Raw genomic sequence first — 21,479 nt, 5'->3', positions numbered from 1 at the left:
GTGGTGGTGGGTGCCGTGGTCGTGGTGGTGGGTGCCGCGGTCGTGGTGGTGGGTGCGGTGGTGGTGGTGGGTGCCGTGGTCGTGGTGGTCGGTGCAGTGGTGGTGGGTGCGGTCGTGGTGGTGGTCGGCGCGGTCGTGGTGGGGGGCGCCGCCGTCGTGGTGGTCGGGGTGGCGCTGTTCGTCGGTGACGGTGTCGCCGTCCCCGCCGAGGTGCTGGTCCCGGTCGAGGGCGCCGCGGACGAGGTGGTGGTCGCAGCAGGGCTCGTCGGAGGTGGTGGCGTCTCCTCCGGTCGCACCGTCGTGGCGGGCGCCGGGGCGAGCGGCGTGTCCGTGGCCTCCTGCGGCGCAGCAGCCCCGCCTCTGCTGGTCCGGCGCTCGTCGGACGGCAGCGGCGCCGCGGGGACCGGCGGGGCCGGGACGGTCATCGGCTCGGCACGGTCGGAGGCCTGCCCGTCCGCGACCGAGGTGTCGGGGTCGGCCGCCGCCTGCGCACCTGCGGCCCCGCCGTCCGCGGAGTCCTGCGCGGCCTGGACGACGCCGACCCCTCCGAGGAGCACCGCCACGAGGCCCGCACCGGCCAGGAGGTGCCTGGCCCTCCGGGGCGCCCGGTGGGACCGGGCGGTCGCCCGACCGAGGCCCACGAGGCCCGCCAGGCCCGCGAGCCGCCGTGGGCGGGGGAGAGTGGCGTGGACGGCCGGGCGGGTACCCGGCCCGGCCCGGCCCGGTGGGGGTGGCGCGGAGGTCGGCGCTGCGAGGAGCCCCGCCGCCTGACGGGCCTGGATGCCGGACTTGTCCGACAGGGCCAGCTGCGGCAGGAACAGGAACACCAGGAAGCCGGCCGCGGCCACGGCGGCCACGACGAGGAACACCAGGCCGATGGAGTCGGCGAACCCGGTGCGGAACGGCAGCGCGAGGGAGCCGGGCAGGTGCTGGACGAAGGAGGTGTCCGACAGGTCCCCACCGGTGGGCAGCCGACCGCTGCCCACGGCGTCGGACACCCGGGGGTCGGTCGCCGCGGACGCGGTCACGGCCGCCCCGATGTCGGTGGGCAGGCGGCTGAAGAGCACCGACAGGAACGCCGCGGTGCCGATGGTGGCGCCCATCTGGCGGAAGAAGGTGACCGACGAGGTGGCCACGCCCAGCTGGGAGGGCGCGACAGCGGTCTGCACCGCCAGCACGGCGGGCTGCATGTTGAACCCGAGGCCCACCCCGAGGAGCACCATGAGCGGCGCCAGCGCCAGGACCGAGGTGTCCGCGCCGACGATGAACGACAGTGCGGCCAGCGCGACGGCCATGAGCACGGTGCCTGCCAGGGGGAACACCCGGTAGTGGCCGGTCCGGGAGATGGCGACGCCCGAGCTCGAGGCGCCGATCGCGATGCCGACGACCAGCGGGATCATCTGCAGGCCCGCGACCGTGGCGCTCGAGCCGTGCACGATCTGCAGGTACTGGGGGAGCAGCAGCAGGCCGCCGAACATGCCGGCGCCCACCACCGTGCTGCCCGCGGTGGCGACGGTGAAGGTGCGGTTGCGGAACAGCCGCAGCGGCAGCAGCGCCTCGTCGCCGTAGGCCCGCTCGGCGAGCAGGAAGAGCCCGAGACCGACGGCGCCGATCGCGTAGCACGTCAGGGCGTCGGTGGAGGTCCAGCCCCAGGTGCGGCCCCGCTCGGCGACGAGGAGCAGCGGCACGATGCAGGTGACCAGCGCCAGGGCGCCGGGCCAGTCGATGCGGTGCTCGCGCCGCTCGTGCGGCAGGTGCAGCACCCGGAACACCGCGGCGAACGCCAGCAGGCCCAGGGGCACGTTGACCAGGAAGACCCACCGCCAGCCCGCCACGCCCAGCAGCTCGGACCGGCCGGCGAGGAACCCGCCGACGAGCGGTCCCAGCACGCTCGAGGCGCCGAACACGGCCATGAAGAAGCCCTGGTAGCGGGAGCGCTGCCGCGGTGGCACGACGTCGCCGATGATCGCCAGCGCCAGCGACATCAGGCCGCCGGCGCCGATGCCCTGGACCGCGCGGAAGGCGGCCAGCTGGGACATCGAGGCGGCCAGCCCGCACAGCACCGAGCCGAGGACGAAGACGGCGATGGCGAACAGGTAGAACGGCCGCCGGCCGTAGACGTCGGAGAGCTTGCCGTACAGCGGCGTGGAGATCGTCGAGGTGATCAGGAACGCCGTGGTGGCCCACGCCTGCAGGTCGTAGGCCCGCAGGTCGTCGGCGATGGTGCGGATGGCGGTCGCGGCGACGGTCTGGTCGAGGGCGGCGAGGAACATCGCGACCATCAGCCCGGCGATGATGGTGAGGATCTGCCGGTGGGTGAAGGCGCCGTCCTCGCCCGGTGCGGCGGCGGCCGCGCGCGTCTCCCGGCGCTCGGCCGCGCTGGGGGAGTGACCCCGGGTCACGAGCCCGCCCCGGGGGACGGGGCGGCCGGCCCGTGGCCCGTGGAGCCGGTGAGCCTCGTCGCCGGGGCCACGATCCGGGACGGGTGCCAGGTCATGCTGCTCCTCGGTGCGACCGGTTCGCCGGTGACGACGGGCACGCGTCGCGGGCGGCTGCCGGCGTGTCGGCGACGTCCCCGGCGGATCCGGCTGCTGCTGCCCGACGGGGTCCGTGGGTCAGGACCGGCCCCACGCTAGGGCCGCTGTGGAGACGACCACATCCGTCGCAGGTCGCGTTCCGGGCATCCGACTCCCGTGTGGGGGGATCACGGTCCCCTGCGACCCGAGGAGTGGGTGGTCGCCGGGTCCGGCGTCGCACGAGCGGGACGCCGAGCGCTCGACGACGGCGCGGACGGGACGTCCGGCCAGCGAGGACGACCGCCTGGGACCGGGCTGTGCGGGCCGGCCCGGTCGGCGTGCGGCCGACGTGCGGCGTGGTCGTGGGGCCCTGGGTGGCCGGCGCGGGTGCCGCGGTGCTCGGCCTCCGGCGGCTGGTGCGCGCCGTCCGCGGCTGACGGTCCGGCCTCAGATCCGCCCGCGGCGCTGCAGGCCGACGAAGGCCAGCCAGCCGAACGGGGCCGGCAGCCAGAAGGTCGCCACCCGGAAGGCGAGCACCGCCGCCAGCGCCGGGGCGAGGGGCACCCCGGTCGCGGTCAGGCCGCCGACCAGCGCGGCCTCGACCGCGCCCAGCCCGCCCGGCGTGGGCGCCGCCGAGCCGACCGTGGAGCCGACCAGGTACACGACCGCGAGCGAGGACAGGGCGAGCGAGGTCGAGAAGGCGCGCAGTGACGCGTCGAGCGCCAGCACGTACCCGCCGTTGAGCAGCAGGACGCCGAGGACGGCCGTGCCCAGCCGGCGGGGCTCGGTCGCCGCGGCGAGCAGCTGCGGAACCGTGCGCCGGACCAGGGGGTCCACCCGCCGGCGCAGCGCCCGCCGGGTGCGCGGGACCGCGACCGCCACCGCGAGCAGGACGCCGGCGGCCAGCAGGACGGCGAGGACCGGCCCGCTGGGCAGCAGCGAGGGGCGCGACGGCGAGACGCCGCTGGACCAGCCGCACACCACCAGCAGCAGCAGCGTCACCGCGACGGTGACCACCTGGCTGACCGCCACCGAGGCCGCCGCGGTGGCGGTGGGCACGCCCGAGCGCTGCAGGTAGCGGATGCTCACGCCGACGTGCCCGACGGTCGGCGGGGTCACCAGGGTGACGAACGCCGACGACAGCTGCACGAGGGTGGTGCGGCCGAGGGGCAGCCGCTCGGGGACGAAGGCCAGCAGCCCCAGCGCCGCGCCCACGTAGGTGAGCGCCGAGCCGAGCACCGCGACCGCCAGCCAGCGCCAGTCGGCCTGCCGCAGCGCGGTGCCGATGCCGACGTCGGACAGCTGGGTGACCAGGACGTGCGCGCCGACGGTCGCCCCCGCGACGCTGACGACCGTGCGCCCCCGGATGCGCTCGAGCCGGGGCGGCGTCACCCGGGGGGCGTCGGGGCCGCCGAGGGCGGCGCGCAGGTCCTCGAGGACGGGTGTCCGGGCGGCCGCCCGGCGGACCGGCCGGGTCAGCGCGAGCGGCTGCAGCAGCGCCGCCCACCGGGCCTCCTCGGCCGGCCCGGTGGCGTAGCCGGCGCGCAGCGCCGCCACGGCGGCCGCCGCCCCGGCCGGTGCGGCCACCGCGACCAGCAGCGCCACCACGTCGAGGTCGCGCTGCAGCTCGCCGGCGGCCGGCTGGGCGTCCCGCAGGTCGGTGAGGCCGGCAGTGCCGTCGGCGAGGAGGACGACGGCGTCCGCGGTGAGCGCGCCGTGCGCGATCCCGGCCCGGTGCAGCCGGCGCAGCGCACCGAACCCGGCGGTGAGGGCCGGCACCCCCGGCGCGTCGTCGCCGGCCAGGGGTGCGCCCGGCAGGGGCCGCTCGACGAGGACGAGTGCCGGCCCCGCCGGCAGCAGTGCCAGGACCGGGGGGACGGCGACCCCGGCCGCGCGGGCCAGGCCCGCGACCAGGGCCCGGCGCTCGAGGACACCGCGCAGCGAGAGCGCCGGCCGCCCGACCGCCGAGGTGCGGAACCACAGCACGCGCCAGGCGCGGCTGGCGAGCGCCACGCCCCGCCGGTCGGGGTCCACCACGGTCAGCACGAGGTCGCCTCCGGCGTCCGCGGCGGCCCAGCGCACCCGGCCGGCGGCCTCCTCCAGCGGCCGCATGCCGCCCACGAGCGCGATGCCCGCCTGCGCCAGCGCCGCGGCGACGAGGGCCTCCGGCGGGCGGGCGGGGGCGACGCCGACGGCCACCCGCACCGCCAGTCCGGCGGCCGTGCCGAGCAGCACGGCGGCGACCGCGCCGGGCACCGTCTCGCTGCCCAGGGCCACGGCGCAGCCGGTCGCGGCGAGCAGCGCCGCGGCCGCCGGAACGGTCAGCCGCCCGCCCCGCGGCAGGTCCGCGCCGACCAGCAGCCCGACGGCGGCCGCGACCGGGACCACGGCCGAGTCGACCGACGGCCCGAGCGGTGTCACCCAGCCGGCCTCGCCCGCCTCCTGGGCGGCCACCGCCAGCCCGGCGCCGAGGGCGCACGCGGCCGCCGCCGGGAGCAGCGCCCCGCGGCGGTGGCGCAGTGCGTCGACCACCACGGCGGCCAGGACCCCCAGCACGGCGAGCGACGCGAGGGCGTTCGCGGCCGACAGGACGGCCCGCGGCAGGCCGCGCACCCCGTCGGGCACCGTGGTCCCGGCCGCGGCCGGCAGCAGCGCGGACAGCGCGCCGAGGGCCGCCAGCAGGCCGAGGGTGGCGGCCAGCCGGGCGACGTCGGAGGGGCGGCGGACCCGTGCCCGGGGGGACGCCGGACCGCCCCCGCCGTCGCCGTCCACGGGCAGCAGTATCGAGGGGCCGCCCACGGCCGCCGCCCGCCGCCCCGGGTGCCCGGCCACGACGGGACCGGCTGCGGGACGGGACGGGCGGCGGGCTCCGCGCGATGAGTCCCGGTGGGGTGGCGGGTCTCACCTGCACCGGCAGGTCCACCCGGCCGGGGCACCCGAGAGGAGCGAGGACCCGTGGGCAGAGTGGTGGCGAACGCGATCACGTCCCTCGACGGCTACGTCGCCAGGCAGGACGACAGCATCGGCCCGCTGTTCGACTGGCTGCAGAACGGCGAGGTCGCCCTCCCGACCCCCGCCGGCGACTTCACCGTCCACCTGACCCCGCCCAGCGCGGAGCACTGGCGGCGGTGGACGTCCTCACTGGGGGCGCTGGTCTGCGGCCGGACGCTCTTCGACGTGGCCGGGGGCTGGCAGGGTCGGCACACGCTCGACGTCCCCGTCGTCGTCGTGACGCACCGGCCTCCGACGGACTGGGTCGCGGCGCACCCCGACGCCCCGTTCACCTTCGTGACCGACGGGGTCGGGGCCGCGGTCGCCCGCGCCCGGGAGCTGGCCGGCGACCGGGTGGTCGCGGTCACCGGGGGGACCGTCGCCCGCCAGTGTCTGGACCTGGGGCTGCTCGACGAGGTGGCCGTCGACCTGGTCCCCGTCGTGCTGGGGGAGGGCAACCGCCCCTTCTTCGGCCGGCTCTCGTCCCCGGAGGTCCTGCTGGGCAACCCGACGGTGTGCGTGCCGGGCGACCGGGTGCTGCACCTGGTGTTCCCCGTGCTGCGCTGACCCGGCGGGTGCCGCCGGGCCTGCCGGGGGAGGAACGCCGGCCGTCAGCTCCAGGTGGTGGTCAGCCGCACGCTGACGCCGTCCGCGTCGCGGCGGATGGCGACGTGGTCGCACAGCTGCCGGGCCAGCCACAGCCCCATGCCGCCGTGGCTGAGGTCCGCGCCGTGCGCGGGCCCGTACCCGGCGAAGGGGTCGTCGAGACCGGAGCCGGAGTCGCGGACGGTGGCCACCACCCGGCCGGGGGCGGTCCACAGCCGCAGGCCGGCGGGGAGGGTGCCGTGCCGGACGGCGTTGGAGGTCATCTCGTCGACGGCCAGGAGGAAGTCCTCGAGCACGTCGTCCGGCCCGTCGACGGTGTCCAGCCAGGCGCGCACCCGGCGGCGCAGGCCGGTGTAGTCGCCGATGTCGTCGTCGGCCAGGGCCGGCGGCGTGGACTCCAGCGGCTCGACCGGTACCGGCAGGCTGCGCAGGTAGGTGGCCGGGTCGAGGAAGTCGGGGTTGGCCGACCGCCCGTCGGCGGTGACCAGCCGCGGGTGCGTCTTCCGGACCGAGGCCAGGATCGGCGCGGGCAGCGCGGCGTCGAACACGCACAGGCCCCACAGCGGCCACGGGCGCAGGGCGGTGTTGATGACCGCCTCGTAGGCCTGCCACTCCCGCCAGTCGGCGGCCGTGGTGCCGTAGTCGGTCTCCCCGACCACCCGCAGCCGGTGGCCGGGGGCGGCGTGCTCGTCGGCGAAGCGGCGGAACGCGGTGATCGCGGTGGGCGTGCGGGCGCGGTAGAGGGCGTGCCGCTCGACGACGAGCACCCGCGGGTCGTGTCCGACGGCCTCGCGCAGCGGCCCGGTGGTCGCCGGTCCGGCGGCGACGAGCGCGGCGTCGCCGGCGGCCAGCCCCTCGAGCAGCCAGGGCGCGGCTACGGCGGTGAGCGTGTCGACGTCGTCGTAGACGAGGGCGTCGTGCCGGTAGCCCGGCGACCTGCCGCCGGTGGCCGGGACCGGGCCGCCGGAGCCGGGCCGGTCGGTGTTCGTGCGGTGCACTGCTGCTGTCCCCTCGTGTGCCGGCTGCCGCGGTGCGAGCCGACGCGCAGACGGAGGCACCTGGACCCGTCTACCCGACGCGCAGCGACTCACGCTCGCGGCCGCCACCGGGGCCTGCGGGACCGGCGTGGCGGGTGCGCGGGGACTGGCCGGTGGGGCGGCGCGGAGGACGGCGTCCCGGCCACCGGAGGGCGCGGACGTGCAGGTCGATGGCCTCGTGGCCTGGTGCGCCATCAGGGACTCGAACCCCGAACCCGCTGATTAAGAGTCAGCTGCTCTGCCAATTGAGCTAATGGCGCGTGTCTCCCGGGCTGCCCCGGTCACGAGGAGGAACGATACCAGCGCCCGGGTCGGTCCCGTCGGGGACCACCTCCGCACGGACCCCACCGCTGCGCAGCAGCGGGGACACTGGGCACGCCGGCTCCGGCCGGAGCGGCGCAGGGGACAGGGGAGACGACGAGGGTGCGACGGACAGCGGCGCTGGTCACGGCGGGGGCGATCGCCCTGCTCAGTGGGTGCAACGGGACGGAGGACGCGCCGGCGACGGCGGCGCCGACCACCGCTGACGCCGCCCCGGCGCAGGTCGAGCTGACCCCGGCCGACGGCGCGACCGACGTCGCCCCCGGCGAACCGGTGGAGATCTCCGTCACCGACGGCGAGGTCACCGAGGTGACCGTCACCGACGGGTCCGGCGCCGAGGTGCCCGGCGCGGTGGCCGACGGCGAGACCGAGGGCAGCGAGGTCTGGACGCCGGAGACCCCGCTGGACTGGGGCACCACCTACACGCTCACCGCCGCCGCCGAGAACGCCGACGCCGAGCCCGCCGAGGCCACCAGCACGTTCACCACGGTGACCCCCGAGGACCTCACCACCCCCGCGATCGGCCCGCTCGACGGGCAGACCGTGGGCGTGGGCATGCCGATCCGCGTCTACTTCGAGGAGCCGGTGGTCGACCGGGCCGCCGTCGAGAGCCGCCTGCTGGTCACCAGCTCGACGCCCACCGACGGCCGGTGGAGCTGGTCCAGCGACACCGAGGTGCACTTCCGCCCGTCGGAGTACTGGCCCGAGAACACCGACGTCACCCTGGAGGCCGACCTCTACGGCGTGGAGATCGGCGCGGGCGTGTGGGGCGAGCAGGACCGCACGGTGGCCTTCACCATCGGCGAGCGGCACGTGTCGATCGCCGACGCCGCCACCCACACGATGGAGGTCTACGACGGCGACCAGCTGGTGCAGACCTGGCCGATGAGCGCCGGCAGCCCCGACAACCCGAGCTACAACGGCCCGCACGTGGTCACCGAGCTCAACGCCGACCGGGTCATGGACTCGAGCACCTACGGCGTGCCCGTCGACAGCCCGGGCGGCTACCGGACGCCGGTGCAGTGGGCGGTGCGGCTCTCCGACAGCGGCGAGTTCGTGCACGCCGCCCCGTGGTCGGTGGCCCAGCAGGGCCGGGAGAACGTCTCGCACGGCTGCATCAACCTCTCCACCGACCGCGCCCGCTGGTTCTTCGACTTCTCCCAGCCGGGTGACGTCGTCGAGATCCGCAACTCCTCCGCGGGCACGCTCACCTCCGACATCTCCGACTGGACCGTCCCGTGGGACGAGTGGGTGGCCGGCAGCGCGCTGTCGTGATCGTGGTTTCTCCCGGGCCGACCGCGGGCACCACCTGGGCGTTTTCCTGGGGAGGGAGCGTCGTGGACACCTGGTTGATCGTGCTGATCGTCGTCGTCGCGCTGGTCGTGCTGGCCCTGGTCGGGCTGGCCCTGGCCAAGCGCAGCCGCGTGGCCTCGGCCCGCCGCCGGGAGCAGCAGCGCGCCCAGGCGCGCGAGCACCTGGAGGAGGCACGGCTGCGCGGGGTGCAGGCGGAGAAGGAGCAGGCGCTCGCCGAGGAGCAGGCCGCCCGCGCCCGCCGCGAGCGCGCCGAGGTCGAGGAGCGCACCCGGATGGCCGAGCAGGAGGCGCGGCAGCGGGCCGCCACCGCGCAGGAGCACGCCAGCGCCGCCGAGCGGCTGCGGGCCGAGGCCGAGAAGCTCGCCCCGGGGCTGGCCGACCGGCAGGACCGCGGCAACCACGTCGTCGACCGTGACCCGGCCGGCAACCACGCCGTCGACCCGGACGCCACTCGCCGCATCGACGGGGCCCAGGCCCCGGTGACCGGCGACGACCGCGGCGGCGCCACCCGCCGCTGACGGCGGCTCCTCCGCTCAGTTCCGGTGACCGCCGCGGTCCCTCCTGCGGGAGGGGCCGCGCCGGCCCCGGGACGACCGGAGGGGACCGTGGCCGACCTGCTCGCCATCGGCACGCGCAAGGGGCTGTGGCTGGCCCGCAGCGACGACGACCGCCGCACCTGGACCCTGGACGGGCCGCACCTGCTCGCGCAGGAGGTGGCGGCGGTCGGCATCGACGTCCGCGGGCCCGTGCCGCGGCTGCTGGCCGGCGTCCAGTACGGGCACTGGGGACCCACCGTCACCTGGTCCGACGACCTGGGCGCCACCTGGTCGGAGACCGACGAGGGCGCCATCCGCTTCCCCGCCGACACCGGCGCCGCGCTCGCCCGCGTCTGGCAGCTGCGGCCCGACACCGCGCAGCGGCCCGGCGTCGTGTGGGCCGGCTGCGAGCCGCACTCGCTGTGGCGCAGCGAGGACGGTGGCCGCTCGTTCGGCCTCGTCCGCGGGCTCTGGGACCACCCGCACCGGCCCGGGTGGGAGCCCGGCGGCGGGGGCGGCGCGGTGCACACCGTGCTGCCGCACCCCACCGGCGAGCGCCTGGTGGTGGCGATGAGCACCGGCGGCGTCTACGTCAGCGAGGACGGCGGCGGCACCTGGCGGCCGCGCAACGCGGGCATCGGCGCGGTCTTCCTGCCCGAGCCCGCGCCGGAGTACGGCCAGTGCGTGCACAAGGTGGCCGTCGACGCCGGCGACCCCGACCGCCTGTACGCGCAGAACCACTTCGGCGTCTACCGCACCGACGACGCCGGAGGCGCGTGGACCTCGATCGCCGAGGGCCTGCCGGCCGACTTCGGCTTCCCGGTGGTCGCCTCGCCGACCACGCCGGGCACCGCCTGGGTGGTGCCGCTGGTCGCCGACGCGCAGCGGGTGCCGCCGGGCGGGCGGCTGCGGGTGCACCGCACCCGGGACGCGGGCGCGACGTGGACCGAGCTGGGCGCCGGGCTGCCCGACGCCGCCTGGACGGCGGTGCTCCGCGACGCCGTCTGCGTGGACGGGGCCGACCCGACGGGCGTCCACCTGGGCACCCGGGACGGCTGCGTGTGGTCCAGCCGCGACGAGGGCGAGTCGTTCACGCTGGTCGCCGACCACCTGCCCGACGTCCTCTGCGTGCGCGCGGCGCGGCTGCCGTGACCGTCGAGGTGCTGCTGCCGGGTGTGCTGGCCGACCTGGCCGGCGGCTCGCGGCGGCTCGCGGTGGACCCCGCCGACCCCACGCTGGCCGGGCTGCTCGACGCCCTGGCCGCCCGGCACCCGGTGCTCGAGCGGCGGATCCGGGACGAGGCGGGCGCGCTGCGCCGGTTCGTCAACGTCTACGTGGACGGCGACGACGTCCGCTTCGCCGCCGGGCTGGCCACGGCCGTGCCCGCGGGTGCGGTGGTGCAGGTGCTGCCCTCGGTGGCCGGCGGCTGACTGCCGGTCAGAGCTGGGCTCAGAGCAGGGCCAGGGTGGCGCACTCGGCGCACAGCTGCTGGTCCTCGTAGCCGTCCGGCGGCCACTGGAGCTGCTCGTCGACGGCGACGTAGGCGCCGCACAGCGACTTGCGGCTGCGGCCGGTCACCCGGCCGATCGTCGCGTGCGCCGGGCCGATCTGGCGGGGCTGCAGCCCCTCCGGGCTGCCGACCGAGCCGACCATGACGACCGCGTGCGCGGTCCCGTAGGAGTAGGCGGTGGTCATGGCGCCAGGGTCCGAGCCCGCGCCGGGCCGGGCCAGCACCTGCCGGTGCGTGTCCGGCACGCGGCGGCTCAGGCGACCCACCCGCCCCACCCGGCACGGGTGCCGCGCCGGCCGGGGGCGGCGGGGACGATGGCGGGGACCGGGAGGAAGGGGGAGCGGGTGCCGCTGCCGCGCGCGCTGGCGCCGCTGCGCTCCCCGGCCTACCGCCGGCTGGCGGCCTCCCTGGCGCTGTCGCTCGTCGCCAACGGCGCGTGGGCGGTCACCGTCGTCTGGCAGGTGGTCGCCCTCGGCGGCGGCCCGGCGGAGCTGTCGCTGGTCAGCGGGCTGTCCGCGGCGGGGACCCTGGCCGCGGCACTGCCCGGCGGGGTGCTGGCCGACCGGGTGCCGCAGCGGCACCTGCTGCTCGCGGTGACACTGCTGTCGGCGGTGCCGGTGGCCGCGGTGGGTGGGCTGTCGCTCGCCGGCGTCCTGCCGCTGCCGGTGCTCGCCGTCGTCGGCCTGCTCGGCGGGGTGGCGCTGGGGCTGCACTACCCGGCCTACTCGGCGCTGGTGCCCGCGCTGCTGCCGCCGGAGCAGGTCCTGGCGGCCAACGGGCTCGAGGGGGCGCTGCGCCCGGCGCTCTACCAGGTGGCCGGGCCCGCGGCGGCCGGGCTGCTCGTGGCCGCGCTGTCCCCGGGGGCCGCCTTCCTGGCCACCGCGGCTGCCTCCCTCGGCGCGACGCTGTGCGTCCTGGGCCTGCCGCTGCTGCCGGTGCACCGGGGCGTCGCGGCCGGCCACCCCGCGGGGGCGCTGCTGGCCGACTGCCGCGAGGGACTGGCGTTCCTGCGCCGCACCCGCTGGCTGCTGGCCACCCTGCTGTTCGCCTCGCTCGTGCTGCTGCTGACCACCGGGCCGCTGCAGGTGCTCGCGCCCTTCGCCCTGCGCGACCGGGCCGGCGGCGGCCCGGTGCAGCACGCGCTGGTGCTGGCCGCCTTCGGCGTCGGCGGGGCGCTCGGCTCGCTGGCCGTGGCCTCCCGCCCGCTGCCGCGCCGCTACCTGACCGCCACGACGGCGCTCTGGGCGCTGGGCTGCCTGCCGCTGGCGGTGTTCGGCACCGCCGAGCGCGTCTGGCCGATGGTCGCCGCCGGGCTGGTGGCCGGCGCCGGCATCCACGGCGGCCTGGTGGTCTGGGGCACGCTCCTGCAGCGCCGGGTGCCCGCCGCGCTGCTCGGCCGGGTCGCCAGCCTCGACTTCGTCGTCTCCGGCGCCCTGGTGCCGGTGTCGGTGGCACTGGCCGGGCCGCTGAGCGAGCGCGTCGGGCTGCCGGCGACCTTCCTGGTGGCCGGGCTGGCCCCGCCGGCGCTCGCCGTCCTCGTCCTGCTGGGAGCCCGGCTGCCCGCCGACGAGCGCGCGCACCCGCTGGACCCCCGGGCGGCGACGCCGGAGACGGCCGGGCACTGAGCGGGCGCGCGACCCCTTGCCCGCGCCCGGCCGGGGCGGGCAGGCTGGACGGCGTTCCGGGCCGGGTCGTCAGCCGGGAGGCCGCCGTGGAGGCGCACGTCGGGGACAGGATCGTCGTCCGTTCCACGCACCAGGGGGAGCCGGAGCGCACCGGCGTCGTCCTCGAGTGCCACGAGCCCGACGGCGGGCCGCCGTACCGGGTGCGGTGGGAGCCCGACGGGCACACCGGGCTCTTCTACCCGGCGGGGACCGCGGCGGTCGTCGAGCCGGACCCCTCGCAGGGCTGACGCGGAGCGGTCCCCGTCAGGGGATCGCGACGGCGGCGCCGGTGACGCCGATGCCGCTGCCCGGGTCCTGCGGGACGTCGACGGTCAGCCGGCTGGGGCGCCCCATGTCCGCGCCCTGCAGCACGGTCACGGTGGCCGGCGGGGTCACCAGCCCCAGCTCGCGCAGGTACCCGCCCAGCGCGGCGGCGGCCGCCCCGGTGGCCGGGTCCTCGACCACGCCGCCGGGCGGGAACGGGTTGCGCGCGTGGAAGGTCGTCGCGTCGGCCCGCCAGACCAGGTCGACGGTCGTCCAGTCCCGCCGCTGCATGAGCGCCGCGAGGGCGTCGAGGTCGTAGTCGAGCGCGGCCAGCCGGTCCCGGGTGCCGGCAGCGAGGACCGGGTGCCAGGCCCCGGCGTAGGCGACCCGCGGGGGCAGGGCGGGGTCCAGGTCGGCCGCGGACCAGTGCAGGGCGCGCAGCAGCTCGCGGAGGTCGTCGTCGCCCAGGGGGACGGACGTCGGCGCGACGCTGGTCAGCGTCGCGCGCCAGGACCCGTCGTCGGCCCGGGCGGTGCGCACGTCGACCGGCCCGGCGGGGGTGCGGTACAGCAGCCGGCCGGCCCCGTGGCGCTCGGCGTGCGCGACGGCGGAGGCGATGGTGGCGTGGCCGCAGAAGCTCACCTCGGCGCGGGGGCTGAAGTACCGGACGTCGAGGCCGTCCCCGCGGGGCAGCAGGAAGGCGGTCTCGGAGTACCCGACCGCGGCGGCGGTGGCCAGCATCTCCTCGGGCGTCATCGCGGTCGCGTCCAGCACGACCCCGGCGGGGTTGCCCCCGGCGGGGTCGGTGCTGAAGGCGGTGTAGCGCAGCACCTCGGGGCCGGAGGAGGTGCCGTCGGTCTGGGCTCGGTGCTCGGTGGTGGGCATCGGAGGACTCCACGGGGGCTCGGCGGGGGCTCGGCGGGCGGTGACCGGGGGCCACCGCCGCACCCAGGGAACCCGACCGTCCTGTCACCCGCCTGTCACACCCCCGGCGGGAGGGGCGGGGTCACGGGACGACCTCCTGGCGGGCGTCGATCCAGTACTCGGTGATGCGGCCGCCCTCGACCCGGTAGGTCGCCCGCCCGTGCTCGACCACCCGCCGCCCGGGGGCGCCTCCCGTCCCGGCCGCGCCGGTCTGCCGCCAGGCCGCCTCGACCCGGCCCGCCGCGGCGGTGACGCCGAGCACCTCGAACGTCCACGGTCCGGCGGCCGCCTGCATCTCCCGCACGTGCGCGGCGTACTGCCCGGGCGCGCGCCCGACGACCGCGCGCACCGCTCCCGGTGGGCCCTGGTGCGCCTGCACCCGGGGAGCGAGGTAGCGGTGCGCGCGGTCCGGGCGGGCGCCGGACCGGACGTCGCGCAGGAAACCCCGGACGACGTCCGCGGCGGCGCGCGGGTCGCCGGGCACGGTCACAGCTTGGCCGCCAGCCTGCGGGCCTCCTCGTGCGCCCGCTCCCGGGCGGTGTCGGCGTCGGCGGTGGCCAGGTTCGGCCGGAAGGAGACCTCCTCGACGTCGGAGACGCCGGCCCAGGCCAGCCAGTCGCGCAGGTAGGGGCCCTGGAAGTCCGACCCGAAGGCGGGCCCGCGCCCCGGGCCGTAGACGGCGCTGGTCAGCAGCAGGACCGCCTTCTTGCCGGTGAGCAGGCCGGTGTAGCCCTCCACGGGGTCGAAGCCGAAGACCATGCCGGGCTGGCTGACCACGTCGATGAACTGCTTGAGCACGTAGGGGATGCCGGCGTTCCACATCGGCACGCTGAACAGGTAGCGGTCGGCGGAGTCGAACCGGCGGAAGGTCGCCGTGGCCCGCTCCCACGCCTCGGCCGCGGCCCCCTCGGGCTGCTGCCCGGCGAAGACCGCCATCTTGCCGGCCGCCGCGGCCGGGCCGAACTCCGGCAGCGTGCCGTCCCACAGGTCGAGGGTGTCGACGGTGTCCAGCGGGTTCAGCTCGCGGTAGGTGTCGAGGAACGTGGCCGCCAGGGCCAGCGACTCGGACCGGGCGCCACGGGGTGACGCGGAGACGTGCAGCAGACGGGACATCGTTCCTCCTCGGGTGGACCGCGGCCCTGCGCCGCGTTCGTCCCGACCCTCGGGCCCGCCCCTGTCACGGCCCTGTCACGCGGGTGTCACCAGCCGCGCCGGCGCCACTGCTCCAGCGAGGGCCGCTCCCGCCCGACCGTGGTGGCCGGCCCGTGCCCCGGGTGCACCCGCACCGCGCCGGGCAGGGAGGAGAGCAGCCGCTCGACCGAGGCCATCACCGTGGCGAAGTCCGACAGCGGCCAGCCGGTCAGGCCGGGACCGCCGGGGAACAGGGTGTCGCCGGTGAGCAGGTCGTCCCCGGCGCGCAGGCACACCGACCCCGGCGTGTGCCCGGGGGTGTGCAGCACGTCGACGGCCAGCCGGCCGACGGCGAGCGGGACGCCGTCCGCCAGCGCGGCGTCGACGTGCCCGTCCCAGCCGGGGACCGGGGTGGGCGCGCCGGCGGGTGGCCGGTCCTGCCCCCAGTCCCACTGCCCGTGCGCCCGCAGGTGCGCCAGCTCGTGCGCCCACACCGCGGCCTCCGCCGGGTGGGCGAGCACCGGGCAGCCGTGCCGGGCGCGGAGGGCGCCGACGGCCTGCACGTGGTCCCAGTGGGCGTGGGTGAGGACGGCGGCGACGACGCGGCGACCGGCCAGGGCCGCGGTGATCCGCGGCTCGTCGTCGCCGGGGTCGACGACGGCGGTGTCCCCGGTCCGGGCGCAACCGAGCAGGTAGGTGTTGGTCCGCAGCGGCCCGACGACCAGGCGGGTGAGGACGACGTCGTCGTCGCGCCGCAGGACCTCGGCGCTCACCGCGCCACGTGCCGCGCCTGCGGTGGGTTGGTGTAGACCCGCTCGCACCGGACCAGCACGGCGGTGCGGCGCTCGGCCGCCATGACCCGGTCGTACTCGTCGAGGTCGTCGTGCGTGCCGCCCGCCGCGGCGAAGACGTGCCGCAGCAGCAACCGCTGCTCGTCGGCGGTCAGGCCCAGGCCGGGGTCGTCCGGGCCGGCGAGGTCGACGTCGCCCTCCACCGCGACCCACTCCCACCCGTGCCGCAGCACCAGGGTGAGCCGGCCGCGCCGGCGCAGGTTGGCGAGCTTGCGCGTGCCGCCCCGCGCGACGAACGCGACGACCGGCTCGCCGTCGGCCGGGTGGGCGACCACGCCCGCGTTCACCACCGAGGCCTGCACCCCGCCGTCGGCGCGGGTGGTGGCCACCACCGCGAGGCCGTGCTCGGCGGCGACCAGCCGTCGGACGAGGTCCAGGTCGGCGTCCATGGCGGTAGTTTCGCGCCGTCGCTGTCACGGCGCTGTCGGGGAGGAGCGCGGGTGGACCTCCTCGTGCTCGGCCCGCTGGAGGTCCGGCGCGACGGGCGGCCGGTGCCGGTGCGCCGGGGCCGGCCCCGCCGGCTGCTGCTGTCGCTGCTGCTGCGCCGCGGCGACCCGGTGCCGCAGGAGACCCTCGTCGACCAGCTGTGGGGCGACGAGCTGCCGGGCGACGCCGACAACGCGCTGCACGTCCTGGTCAGCTACCTGCGCCGGACCGTCTCCGGGGAGCGGCTGCGGATCGACCGCGCGCCCACGGGGTACCGGCTCGTCGTCGACCCCGGCGGCGTCGACGCGTTCCGGTTCGAGGAGCTGGTCGCGCGGGCCACCGCGGCCGAGGACGACCCGGCCGCCCGGTTGCGCGCGGCGGCGGAGGCGCTGTCGCTGTGGCGGGGGCCGGCGCTGGCCGAGGCGGCCGACGACGCGTTCGCGCAGGGCGACCTGGCCCGGCTCGGGGAGCTGCGGGTGCAGGCGCACGAGCTCCGCGGCGCGGCGCTGCTCGCCCTGGGCCGGCACGACGAGGCGCTGCCCGACCTGGGCCGGCTCGTCCGGGAGCACCCCTTCCGGGAACGGCTGCACGGCCAGCTGGCCCTCGCCCTCTACCGGGCCGGGCGGCAGGCCGACGCGCTGGCGGCGCTGGACCGGGTGCGCTCGGCGCTGGCCGAGGAGCTCGGTCTCGACCCGGGTCCGCAGCTGCAGGAGCTCGGCCGGCAGGTCCTGCGCCAGGACCCGGGCCTCGACGCCGTGCCGGCCCGGCGCGCGGTGCCGGCGGTCGTGCCGGGGCCCCCGCCGGCCCCGCAGTCGCCGGCCGCCCCGGAGGTGCCGGCGGCGCTCACCTCGCTGGTCGGCCGCGGGGACGACGTGGCCGCGGTGCGCGGGGCCCTCGCATCGCACCGGCTGCTGACCCTCACCGGCCCCGGTGGAGCGGGCAAGACCCGGCTGGCCGCGGAGGCCGTCCGCGCACCGGCCCCCGGCGCGGCGGTGTGGTGGGCCGATCTCGGCGCCGTGCCTGCCGGAGCGGGGGTCGAGGCCGCGGTGGCGGCCGCCACCGGCACCGGCCTGGCCTCCGCCGAGGACGCCGCGGCCGAGCTGCGCCGCTGGGTCGGCACCCGGGAGGCGGTGCTGGTCCTCGACACCTGCGAGCACGTCGCGGACGCGGCCGGCCGGCTGGTCGCCGTCCTCCTCGCCGGGTGCCCGGGGCTGCGCGTGCTCGCCACCAGCCGCCGGCCGCTGGGGGTCCCCGGTGAGCTCGTCCGGCCGGTGCCCCCGCTGGCCCTGCCCGACCCCGCCGGGGGGCTCGCGGTCGTCGCCGCCTCGCCCGCGGTGCGGCTGTTCTGCGACCGGGCGGCCGCCGTCCGGCCCGGCTTCGTCCTGGACGAGGGCAACGCGGGGGACGTCGCCACGGTGTGCCGGCTGCTCGACGGCCTGCCCCTCGCCATCGAGCTGGCCGCCGGGCACGCCGCGGCGCTGAGCCCGCGCAAGACCGCCGAGCTGCTCGGGGACCGCCTGCGGCTGCTCGGCGACGGCGACGGGCGGTCCGGCCGGCACGCCGGGCTGCGCGCGGCCGTCGACTGGAGCTACGGCCTGCTGTCGGAGGACGAGGCGCGCTTCCTCGACCGGCTCTCGGTGTTCGCGGGGGCCTTCCCCCTCGAGGCCGGCGTCGAGGTGGCCGGCGCGGGCCTGCGGGCCGACGGCCTCCGGCTGCTGCTGAGCCTCGTGCGGCAGTCCCTGGTCACCGCCGGCGACGACCGCTTCCGGCTGCTGGACACCATCCGGGCGGCCGCCGCCGCCCGGCTGGCCGCCGCGCCCGACGACGCGCTGGCCGCCGCCGACCGGCACGCCCGCTGGTACGCCGGGTTCGCCGAGGACGCCGACCGCACCATCCGCGGTGCCGACCAGGCCGGCTGGCTCGCCGAGCTGCGCACCGCGCGGGCCGACCTGCGCGCCGCGCTGCAGCACTGCCTGCGCGGCCCCCGCCCCCTGCCGGCGCTGGGCGCGCGGATCGTGTGCTCGCTGTCGTGGTGGTGGTCCTACGAGGGCTCCTTCGCCGAGGCGCGGACCTGGATCGCCGAGGCCCGGGCCGCCGGCCCGCACGAGCCGGGCACCGACGCCCGGCTGCACCTGGCGGCCGGGATGCACGCCGAGTCCGTCGGTGAGCTCCGCGTCGCGGAGGAGGAGTGCGCGGAGGCGGCCGCCGGGTTCGCCGCGATCGGCGACGTCCGCGGCGAGGCGCGCAGCCTCCTGCACCTGGGCACCGCCCGCTGGGCCCTGGGCCGCCCGGCCGAGGCGGCCGCGGCCCAGGACCGGTCCGTCGCCCTCTCCCGGTCGGCCCGGCACGACAGCGGCCTGGGCCTCGGCCTGGTGCTGCGCGCCCGCACCGCCCTCGACCAGGCGGACACCGTACTGGCCCGCGACCTGCTGCTCGAGGCCCGGCACGTGCTCCGGCGCGCCGGGGACCGGCACCTGGTCGGGCTCTGCCTCGACCAGCACGCCCGCACCTGCCTGGCCGACGGGGCCGTGGCCGAGGCGGGGGTGCTGGCCCGGGAGGGGCTCGACGTCTTCGAGTCGGTCGCCTACCCCGAGGGCGTCACGGCGTCGCTGCAGACCCTGGGCCAGGTCCACCTCGCCCTCGGTGACCCGGCGGCCGCCACCCGCGCCCTGCTGCGGGCCGCGGCGACCGCGGTCGACCTCGGGCACCGGGCCGCGCTCACCGAGAGCCTCGAGCTCCTCGCCGAGGCGGCGGCCGGCGCCGACCCCGGGGCCGCGGCCGGCCTGCTCGGCCACGCCGAGCTGCTGCGCACCGCGGGCGGCCTGGCCCGCACGGCCGCGCAGCGGCGGCGGCTGGACGGCTGGCAGCCGCGGCTGCGCCGCACGCTCGGCGAGCGGTACGCCGCGGAGACGACCGCGGGCAGCCTCGAGTCCGTCGAGGACCTGCTCGCCGCGGTCCGTCCCGCGACCGCCGCGGGGTCCCGGAGGGGGGACACCGCCCCCAGCCCGGGCTCGGCCGGCTGACCGGCCCGGGGGAGGGGCGCCCGGGTTCAGCGCAGCAGGCGCTCCACGTCGGCCCACGACCCTGCGACGGCGGCCACCCCCACCTCGGACAGGGCCCCGGCGCGGTCGCGCCGGTCGGCCTCGGGGACGAACTGCAGGAGCCCGATGGTCGGGTAGCCGGCGGCCACCGCCGACCGGGCGCCGTTGACCGAGTCCTCGACGGCGACCGCCTCGGCCGGTCCCACCCCGAGGGTGGCGCCGGCGTAGGCGTAGACGGCCGGGTCGGGCTTGCTGGTCGGCTCGGTCAGCGAGTCCTCGGCGCTGAAGCGGCGTCCGGGGTCGAACAGCGCGGCGAGCCCGGTGACCTCCAGGCAGGCGGCCAGCCGGGAGGAGGCGCTCGAGGTCACCGCCGCGAGCGCGAACCGTCCGGACAGGCGCTCCAGCGGCGCGCGCACCGCGGGGTCGGGGCGCAGGACCGTCCGCAGGTGGGCCGTGACGACGTCCTTCTCCTCGGCCACCCACTCCTCGAGGTCGGAGCGGGTGAGCTCCCGCCCGTGCGCGGTGGCCAGATCCCCGGCGGCCGCCCGGAAGTTCTTGCCGTTGGTCATCCGCTGCAGCTCGTCGGGTGCGTAGCTGCGTCCGGCCCCGAGGCCGGCGAGGAAGCGGTTGGTGACGCCGGCCGACGCGGCGTACGCCGGTTCCTCGGACGGGAACAGGGTGCCGTCGGCGTCGCAGAGCAGGGTGGTCACCGCGGCCGGGTCCAGCGGGCGGGACCGCCCGGCGCTCACGCGTGCCCCCCGCCGCCGAGGAACTCCGCGACGACCTCGCGCGGTCCCTGCCGATCGAGGGCGGACAGCGCCTCCTGCACGCAGCCGGCGAAGCGCGGGTCCTGCCCGACGTGGTCGAACACCGACTGCTCCGACAGCAGGGGCGCGGCGTCGGCGCCCGCCTCCTGCGCGATCGGCACCAGGTCCATCCGCGGCCCCTGCACCGGGACCTCGTCCCCCGCGTAGTCGTGGCCGCGGAGGAAGCGCAGCCAGCCGGCCACCGCCACGCACAGGAGCCGGTGCGGGCGCCCGTCCTCCATCGCGGCCCGCACGGACGGCAGCAGGTAGTTGGGGATCTTGGTGGAGCCGCGCCGGCCCAGGCGGGACAGCTGGTCGGCCATCCGGGGGTTGGCCAGCCGGTCGAGCAGCGTGGCCTGGTACTCGGCCAGGTCGACGCCGGGGACCTCGGGCAGGGAGGGCGCGATCTCCTCGGCCATGAGCCGGGTCAGGTACGCGCGGAACACCGGGTCGGCCAGGACGTCGGCCGTCGTCCGGTAGCCGGCGAGGTAGCCCAGGTAGGCGATGGCGCTGTGGCCGGCGTTGAGCAGCCGGGTCTTGACCGTCTCGTACGGCGAGACGTCGTCGACGAAACGGACGCCGACCTGCTCCAGCGGCGGGCGGCCGTTGCAGAAGCTGTCCTCGACGACCCACTGGCGGAACGGCTCGGTCACCACCGGCCACCGGTCGTCGACGCCGGTCCCGGCCGCGACGGCGTCCCGGTCCTCGGGGGAGGTGTTGGGCGTGATCCGGTCGACCATGCTGCTGGGGAAGGCGACGTGCTCGTCGATCCACGCGGCGAGGTCCCCGCCGCGGTCCCCGTCGCGCAGCCGGGCGAAGGACACCACCGCGGTGCGGGCCGCGGTGCCGTTGGACTGCATGTTGTCGCAGGAGAGCACCGTGAACGGTGGCAGCCCGGCCTCCCGGCGCCGGGAGAGGGCCTCGACCAGGTAGCCGAAGACCGTCTCGGGCGAGCCGGGGTCCTCGAGGTCCCGGGCGACGTGCGGGTCGTCGGCGTCGAACTCGCCGGTGTGCGCGTCGACGCGGTAGCCGGTGCCGGTGATGGTCAGCGTCACCACGCGGGTGCGCTCGTCGGCCAGTGCGGCCAGCACGGCCTCCGGGTCGTCGGGGCCGTACAGGTAGCGGGTCAGCGCGCCGACGACGGTGGCGCGGTCACCGTCGGCGGCGCGCTCGACGACGGTCCAGAGGCGGTCCTGGCCGGCGAGGACCTCGCCGATCTCCCGGCTGTGCAGGCCGACGCCCACCACGCCCCAGCCGGTCTCGCCCCGGCGGGCGAGCTCGTCGAGGTACACGGCCTGGTGGGCGCGGTGGAAGCCGCCGACGCCGATGTGCACGATGCCGGGGCGCAGCGCGGCGCGGTCGTAGGCGGGGACGGACACCTCGGGCGGCAGGTCGCGGAGGGTCCGGTCGGACAGGGGGACGGCGGGAGCCGCGGCCCGGGTCTGGGCAGGCGTCATGGGGATCTCTCGGGGAGGAGCGGCGGGACGGGGACGCTGTTCACCCCTGGCCGCTCAGGCTCTGTGCCCAGCCACGGTCCGCGC

The 21,479-nt window shown here is 77.9% G+C and carries 19 protein-coding genes and 1 tRNA gene; 8 read left to right on the top strand and 12 right to left on the bottom strand.

The genetic code is table 11. From position 1 onward, the window contains the following. On the bottom strand, nt 1-2,402 hold a 2,402-nt coding region (locus tag BLQ97_RS15885; RefSeq protein WP_245692253.1), incomplete at its 3' end, for an MDR family MFS transporter. Nucleotides 2,403-2,963: 561 nt separating this feature from the next. Continuing rightward, on the bottom strand, nt 2,964-5,288 hold the full coding sequence (locus tag BLQ97_RS15880) for a lysylphosphatidylglycerol synthase domain-containing protein (protein ID WP_139173701.1): 2,325 nt from the start codon (nt 5,286-5,288) through the stop codon (nt 2,964-2,966). A 183-nt stretch (nt 5,289-5,471) separates the two neighbouring features. On the opposite strand from BLQ97_RS15880, the gene BLQ97_RS15875 reads away from it, so the two are divergent. Then, the gene (locus BLQ97_RS15875) at nt 5,472-6,074 is read left to right on the top strand and encodes a dihydrofolate reductase family protein (RefSeq protein ID WP_091366933.1); all 603 of its coding nucleotides are present in this window, start codon (nt 5,472-5,474) and stop codon (nt 6,072-6,074) included. A 44-nt stretch (nt 6,075-6,118) separates the two neighbouring features. On the opposite strand, the gene BLQ97_RS15870 is transcribed toward BLQ97_RS15875, so the two are convergent. Continuing rightward, the gene (locus BLQ97_RS15870) at nt 6,119-7,111 is read right to left on the bottom strand and encodes a sensor histidine kinase (RefSeq protein WP_245692250.1); all 993 of its coding nucleotides are present in this window, start codon (nt 7,109-7,111) and stop codon (nt 6,119-6,121) included. Nucleotides 7,112-7,334: 223 nt separating this feature from the next. Further along, nucleotides 7,335-7,410 (bottom strand) — tRNA-Lys (locus BLQ97_RS15865). Nucleotides 7,411-7,573: 163 nt separating this feature from the next. Between BLQ97_RS15865 and BLQ97_RS15860 the strand changes: the two genes are divergently transcribed. From BLQ97_RS15860 to BLQ97_RS15845, 4 genes are all read left to right on the top strand, one after another. Next, the gene (locus tag BLQ97_RS15860; RefSeq protein ID WP_245692247.1) at nt 7,574-8,746 is read left to right on the top strand and encodes a L,D-transpeptidase; all 1,173 of its coding nucleotides are present in this window, start codon (nt 7,574-7,576) and stop codon (nt 8,744-8,746) included. Between the two features lie 62 nt (nt 8,747-8,808). After that, nucleotides 8,809-9,303: a hypothetical protein gene (locus tag BLQ97_RS15855; protein ID WP_175471768.1), complete on the top strand. Its 495-nt coding sequence runs from the start codon at nt 8,809-8,811 to the stop codon at nt 9,301-9,303. A gap of 87 nt (nt 9,304-9,390) precedes the next feature. Beyond that, nucleotides 9,391-10,473, top strand: a complete 1,083-nt coding sequence (locus BLQ97_RS15850; protein WP_091366931.1) for a WD40/YVTN/BNR-like repeat-containing protein — start codon at nt 9,391-9,393, stop codon at nt 10,471-10,473. Further along, a complete protein-coding gene (locus BLQ97_RS15845) occupies nt 10,470-10,751 on the top strand; it encodes a ubiquitin-like small modifier protein 1 (protein ID WP_091366930.1) in 282 nt (93 codons plus the stop codon). Before BLQ97_RS15850 ends, BLQ97_RS15845 begins: the two co-directional genes overlap by 4 nt. A 19-nt stretch (nt 10,752-10,770) precedes the next feature. Here BLQ97_RS15845 and BLQ97_RS15840 read toward each other — a convergent pair whose 3' ends face one another. Then, nucleotides 10,771-11,016 (bottom strand): hypothetical protein, encoded by a 246-nt coding sequence (locus tag BLQ97_RS15840; RefSeq protein WP_091367018.1) that lies wholly within the window; start codon nt 11,014-11,016, stop codon nt 10,771-10,773. A gap of 159 nt (nt 11,017-11,175) precedes the next feature. Between BLQ97_RS15840 and BLQ97_RS15835 the strand changes: the two genes are divergently transcribed. Continuing rightward, the gene (locus BLQ97_RS15835) at nt 11,176-12,456 is read left to right on the top strand and encodes an MFS transporter (RefSeq protein WP_245692245.1); all 1,281 of its coding nucleotides are present in this window, start codon (nt 11,176-11,178) and stop codon (nt 12,454-12,456) included. An 86-nt stretch (nt 12,457-12,542) separates the two neighbouring features. Further along, on the top strand, nt 12,543-12,743 hold the full coding sequence (locus tag BLQ97_RS15830) for a DUF1918 domain-containing protein (RefSeq protein WP_175471767.1): 201 nt from the start codon (nt 12,543-12,545) through the stop codon (nt 12,741-12,743). Between the two features lie 16 nt (nt 12,744-12,759). On the opposite strand, the gene BLQ97_RS15825 is transcribed toward BLQ97_RS15830, so the two are convergent. From BLQ97_RS15825 to BLQ97_RS15805, 5 genes are all read right to left on the bottom strand, one after another. After that, on the bottom strand, nt 12,760-13,644 hold the full coding sequence (locus BLQ97_RS15825; protein WP_091366928.1) for a PhzF family phenazine biosynthesis protein: 885 nt from the start codon (nt 13,642-13,644) through the stop codon (nt 12,760-12,762). 121 nt (nt 13,645-13,765) lie between these two features. Further along, complete coding sequence (locus BLQ97_RS23410; protein ID WP_175471766.1) at nt 13,766-14,167, bottom strand: nuclear transport factor 2 family protein; 402 nt, start codon at nt 14,165-14,167, stop codon at nt 13,766-13,768. Between the two features lie 2 nt (nt 14,168-14,169). Continuing rightward, the gene (locus BLQ97_RS15815; RefSeq protein WP_091366926.1) at nt 14,170-14,796 is read right to left on the bottom strand and encodes an FMN-dependent NADH-azoreductase; all 627 of its coding nucleotides are present in this window, start codon (nt 14,794-14,796) and stop codon (nt 14,170-14,172) included. An 86-nt stretch (nt 14,797-14,882) separates the two neighbouring features. Continuing rightward, a complete protein-coding gene (locus tag BLQ97_RS15810) occupies nt 14,883-15,587 on the bottom strand; it encodes an MBL fold metallo-hydrolase (protein ID WP_175471765.1) in 705 nt (234 codons plus the stop codon). Continuing rightward, nucleotides 15,584-16,054 carry a TIGR03618 family F420-dependent PPOX class oxidoreductase gene (locus BLQ97_RS15805; protein ID WP_091367016.1) on the bottom strand — a complete coding sequence of 157 codons (471 nt, stop codon included), beginning with the start codon at nt 16,052-16,054 and terminating at the stop codon, nt 15,584-15,586. Before BLQ97_RS15805 ends, BLQ97_RS15810 begins: the two co-directional genes overlap by 4 nt. A gap of 51 nt (nt 16,055-16,105) precedes the next feature. On the opposite strand from BLQ97_RS15805, the gene BLQ97_RS15800 reads away from it, so the two are divergent. Continuing rightward, nucleotides 16,106-19,114 (top strand): AfsR/SARP family transcriptional regulator, encoded by a 3,009-nt coding sequence (locus tag BLQ97_RS15800; RefSeq protein WP_175471764.1) that lies wholly within the window; start codon nt 16,106-16,108, stop codon nt 19,112-19,114. A gap of 26 nt (nt 19,115-19,140) precedes the next feature. Here the strand turns inward: BLQ97_RS15800 and BLQ97_RS15795 are convergent, their stop codons facing one another. Both BLQ97_RS15795 and BLQ97_RS15790 read right to left on the bottom strand, forming a co-directional pair. Next, a complete protein-coding gene (locus BLQ97_RS15795) occupies nt 19,141-19,881 on the bottom strand; it encodes an HAD family hydrolase (protein WP_091366923.1) in 741 nt (246 codons plus the stop codon). Next, on the bottom strand, nt 19,878-21,395 hold the full coding sequence (locus BLQ97_RS15790; protein ID WP_091366922.1) for a mannitol dehydrogenase family protein: 1,518 nt from the start codon (nt 21,393-21,395) through the stop codon (nt 19,878-19,880). The genes BLQ97_RS15795 and BLQ97_RS15790 overlap by 4 nt, the downstream gene beginning before the upstream one ends. Between the last annotated feature and the right edge of the window lie 84 nt (nt 21,396-21,479).

The sequence above is a fragment of the Geodermatophilus telluris genome (assembly GCF_900102745.1).
Lineage (GTDB): Bacteria > Actinomycetota > Actinomycetes > Mycobacteriales > Geodermatophilaceae > Geodermatophilus > Geodermatophilus telluris.
Note: the sequence above shows the minus strand (reverse complement) of the source record. Positions and strands in the feature narration are given on the sequence as shown.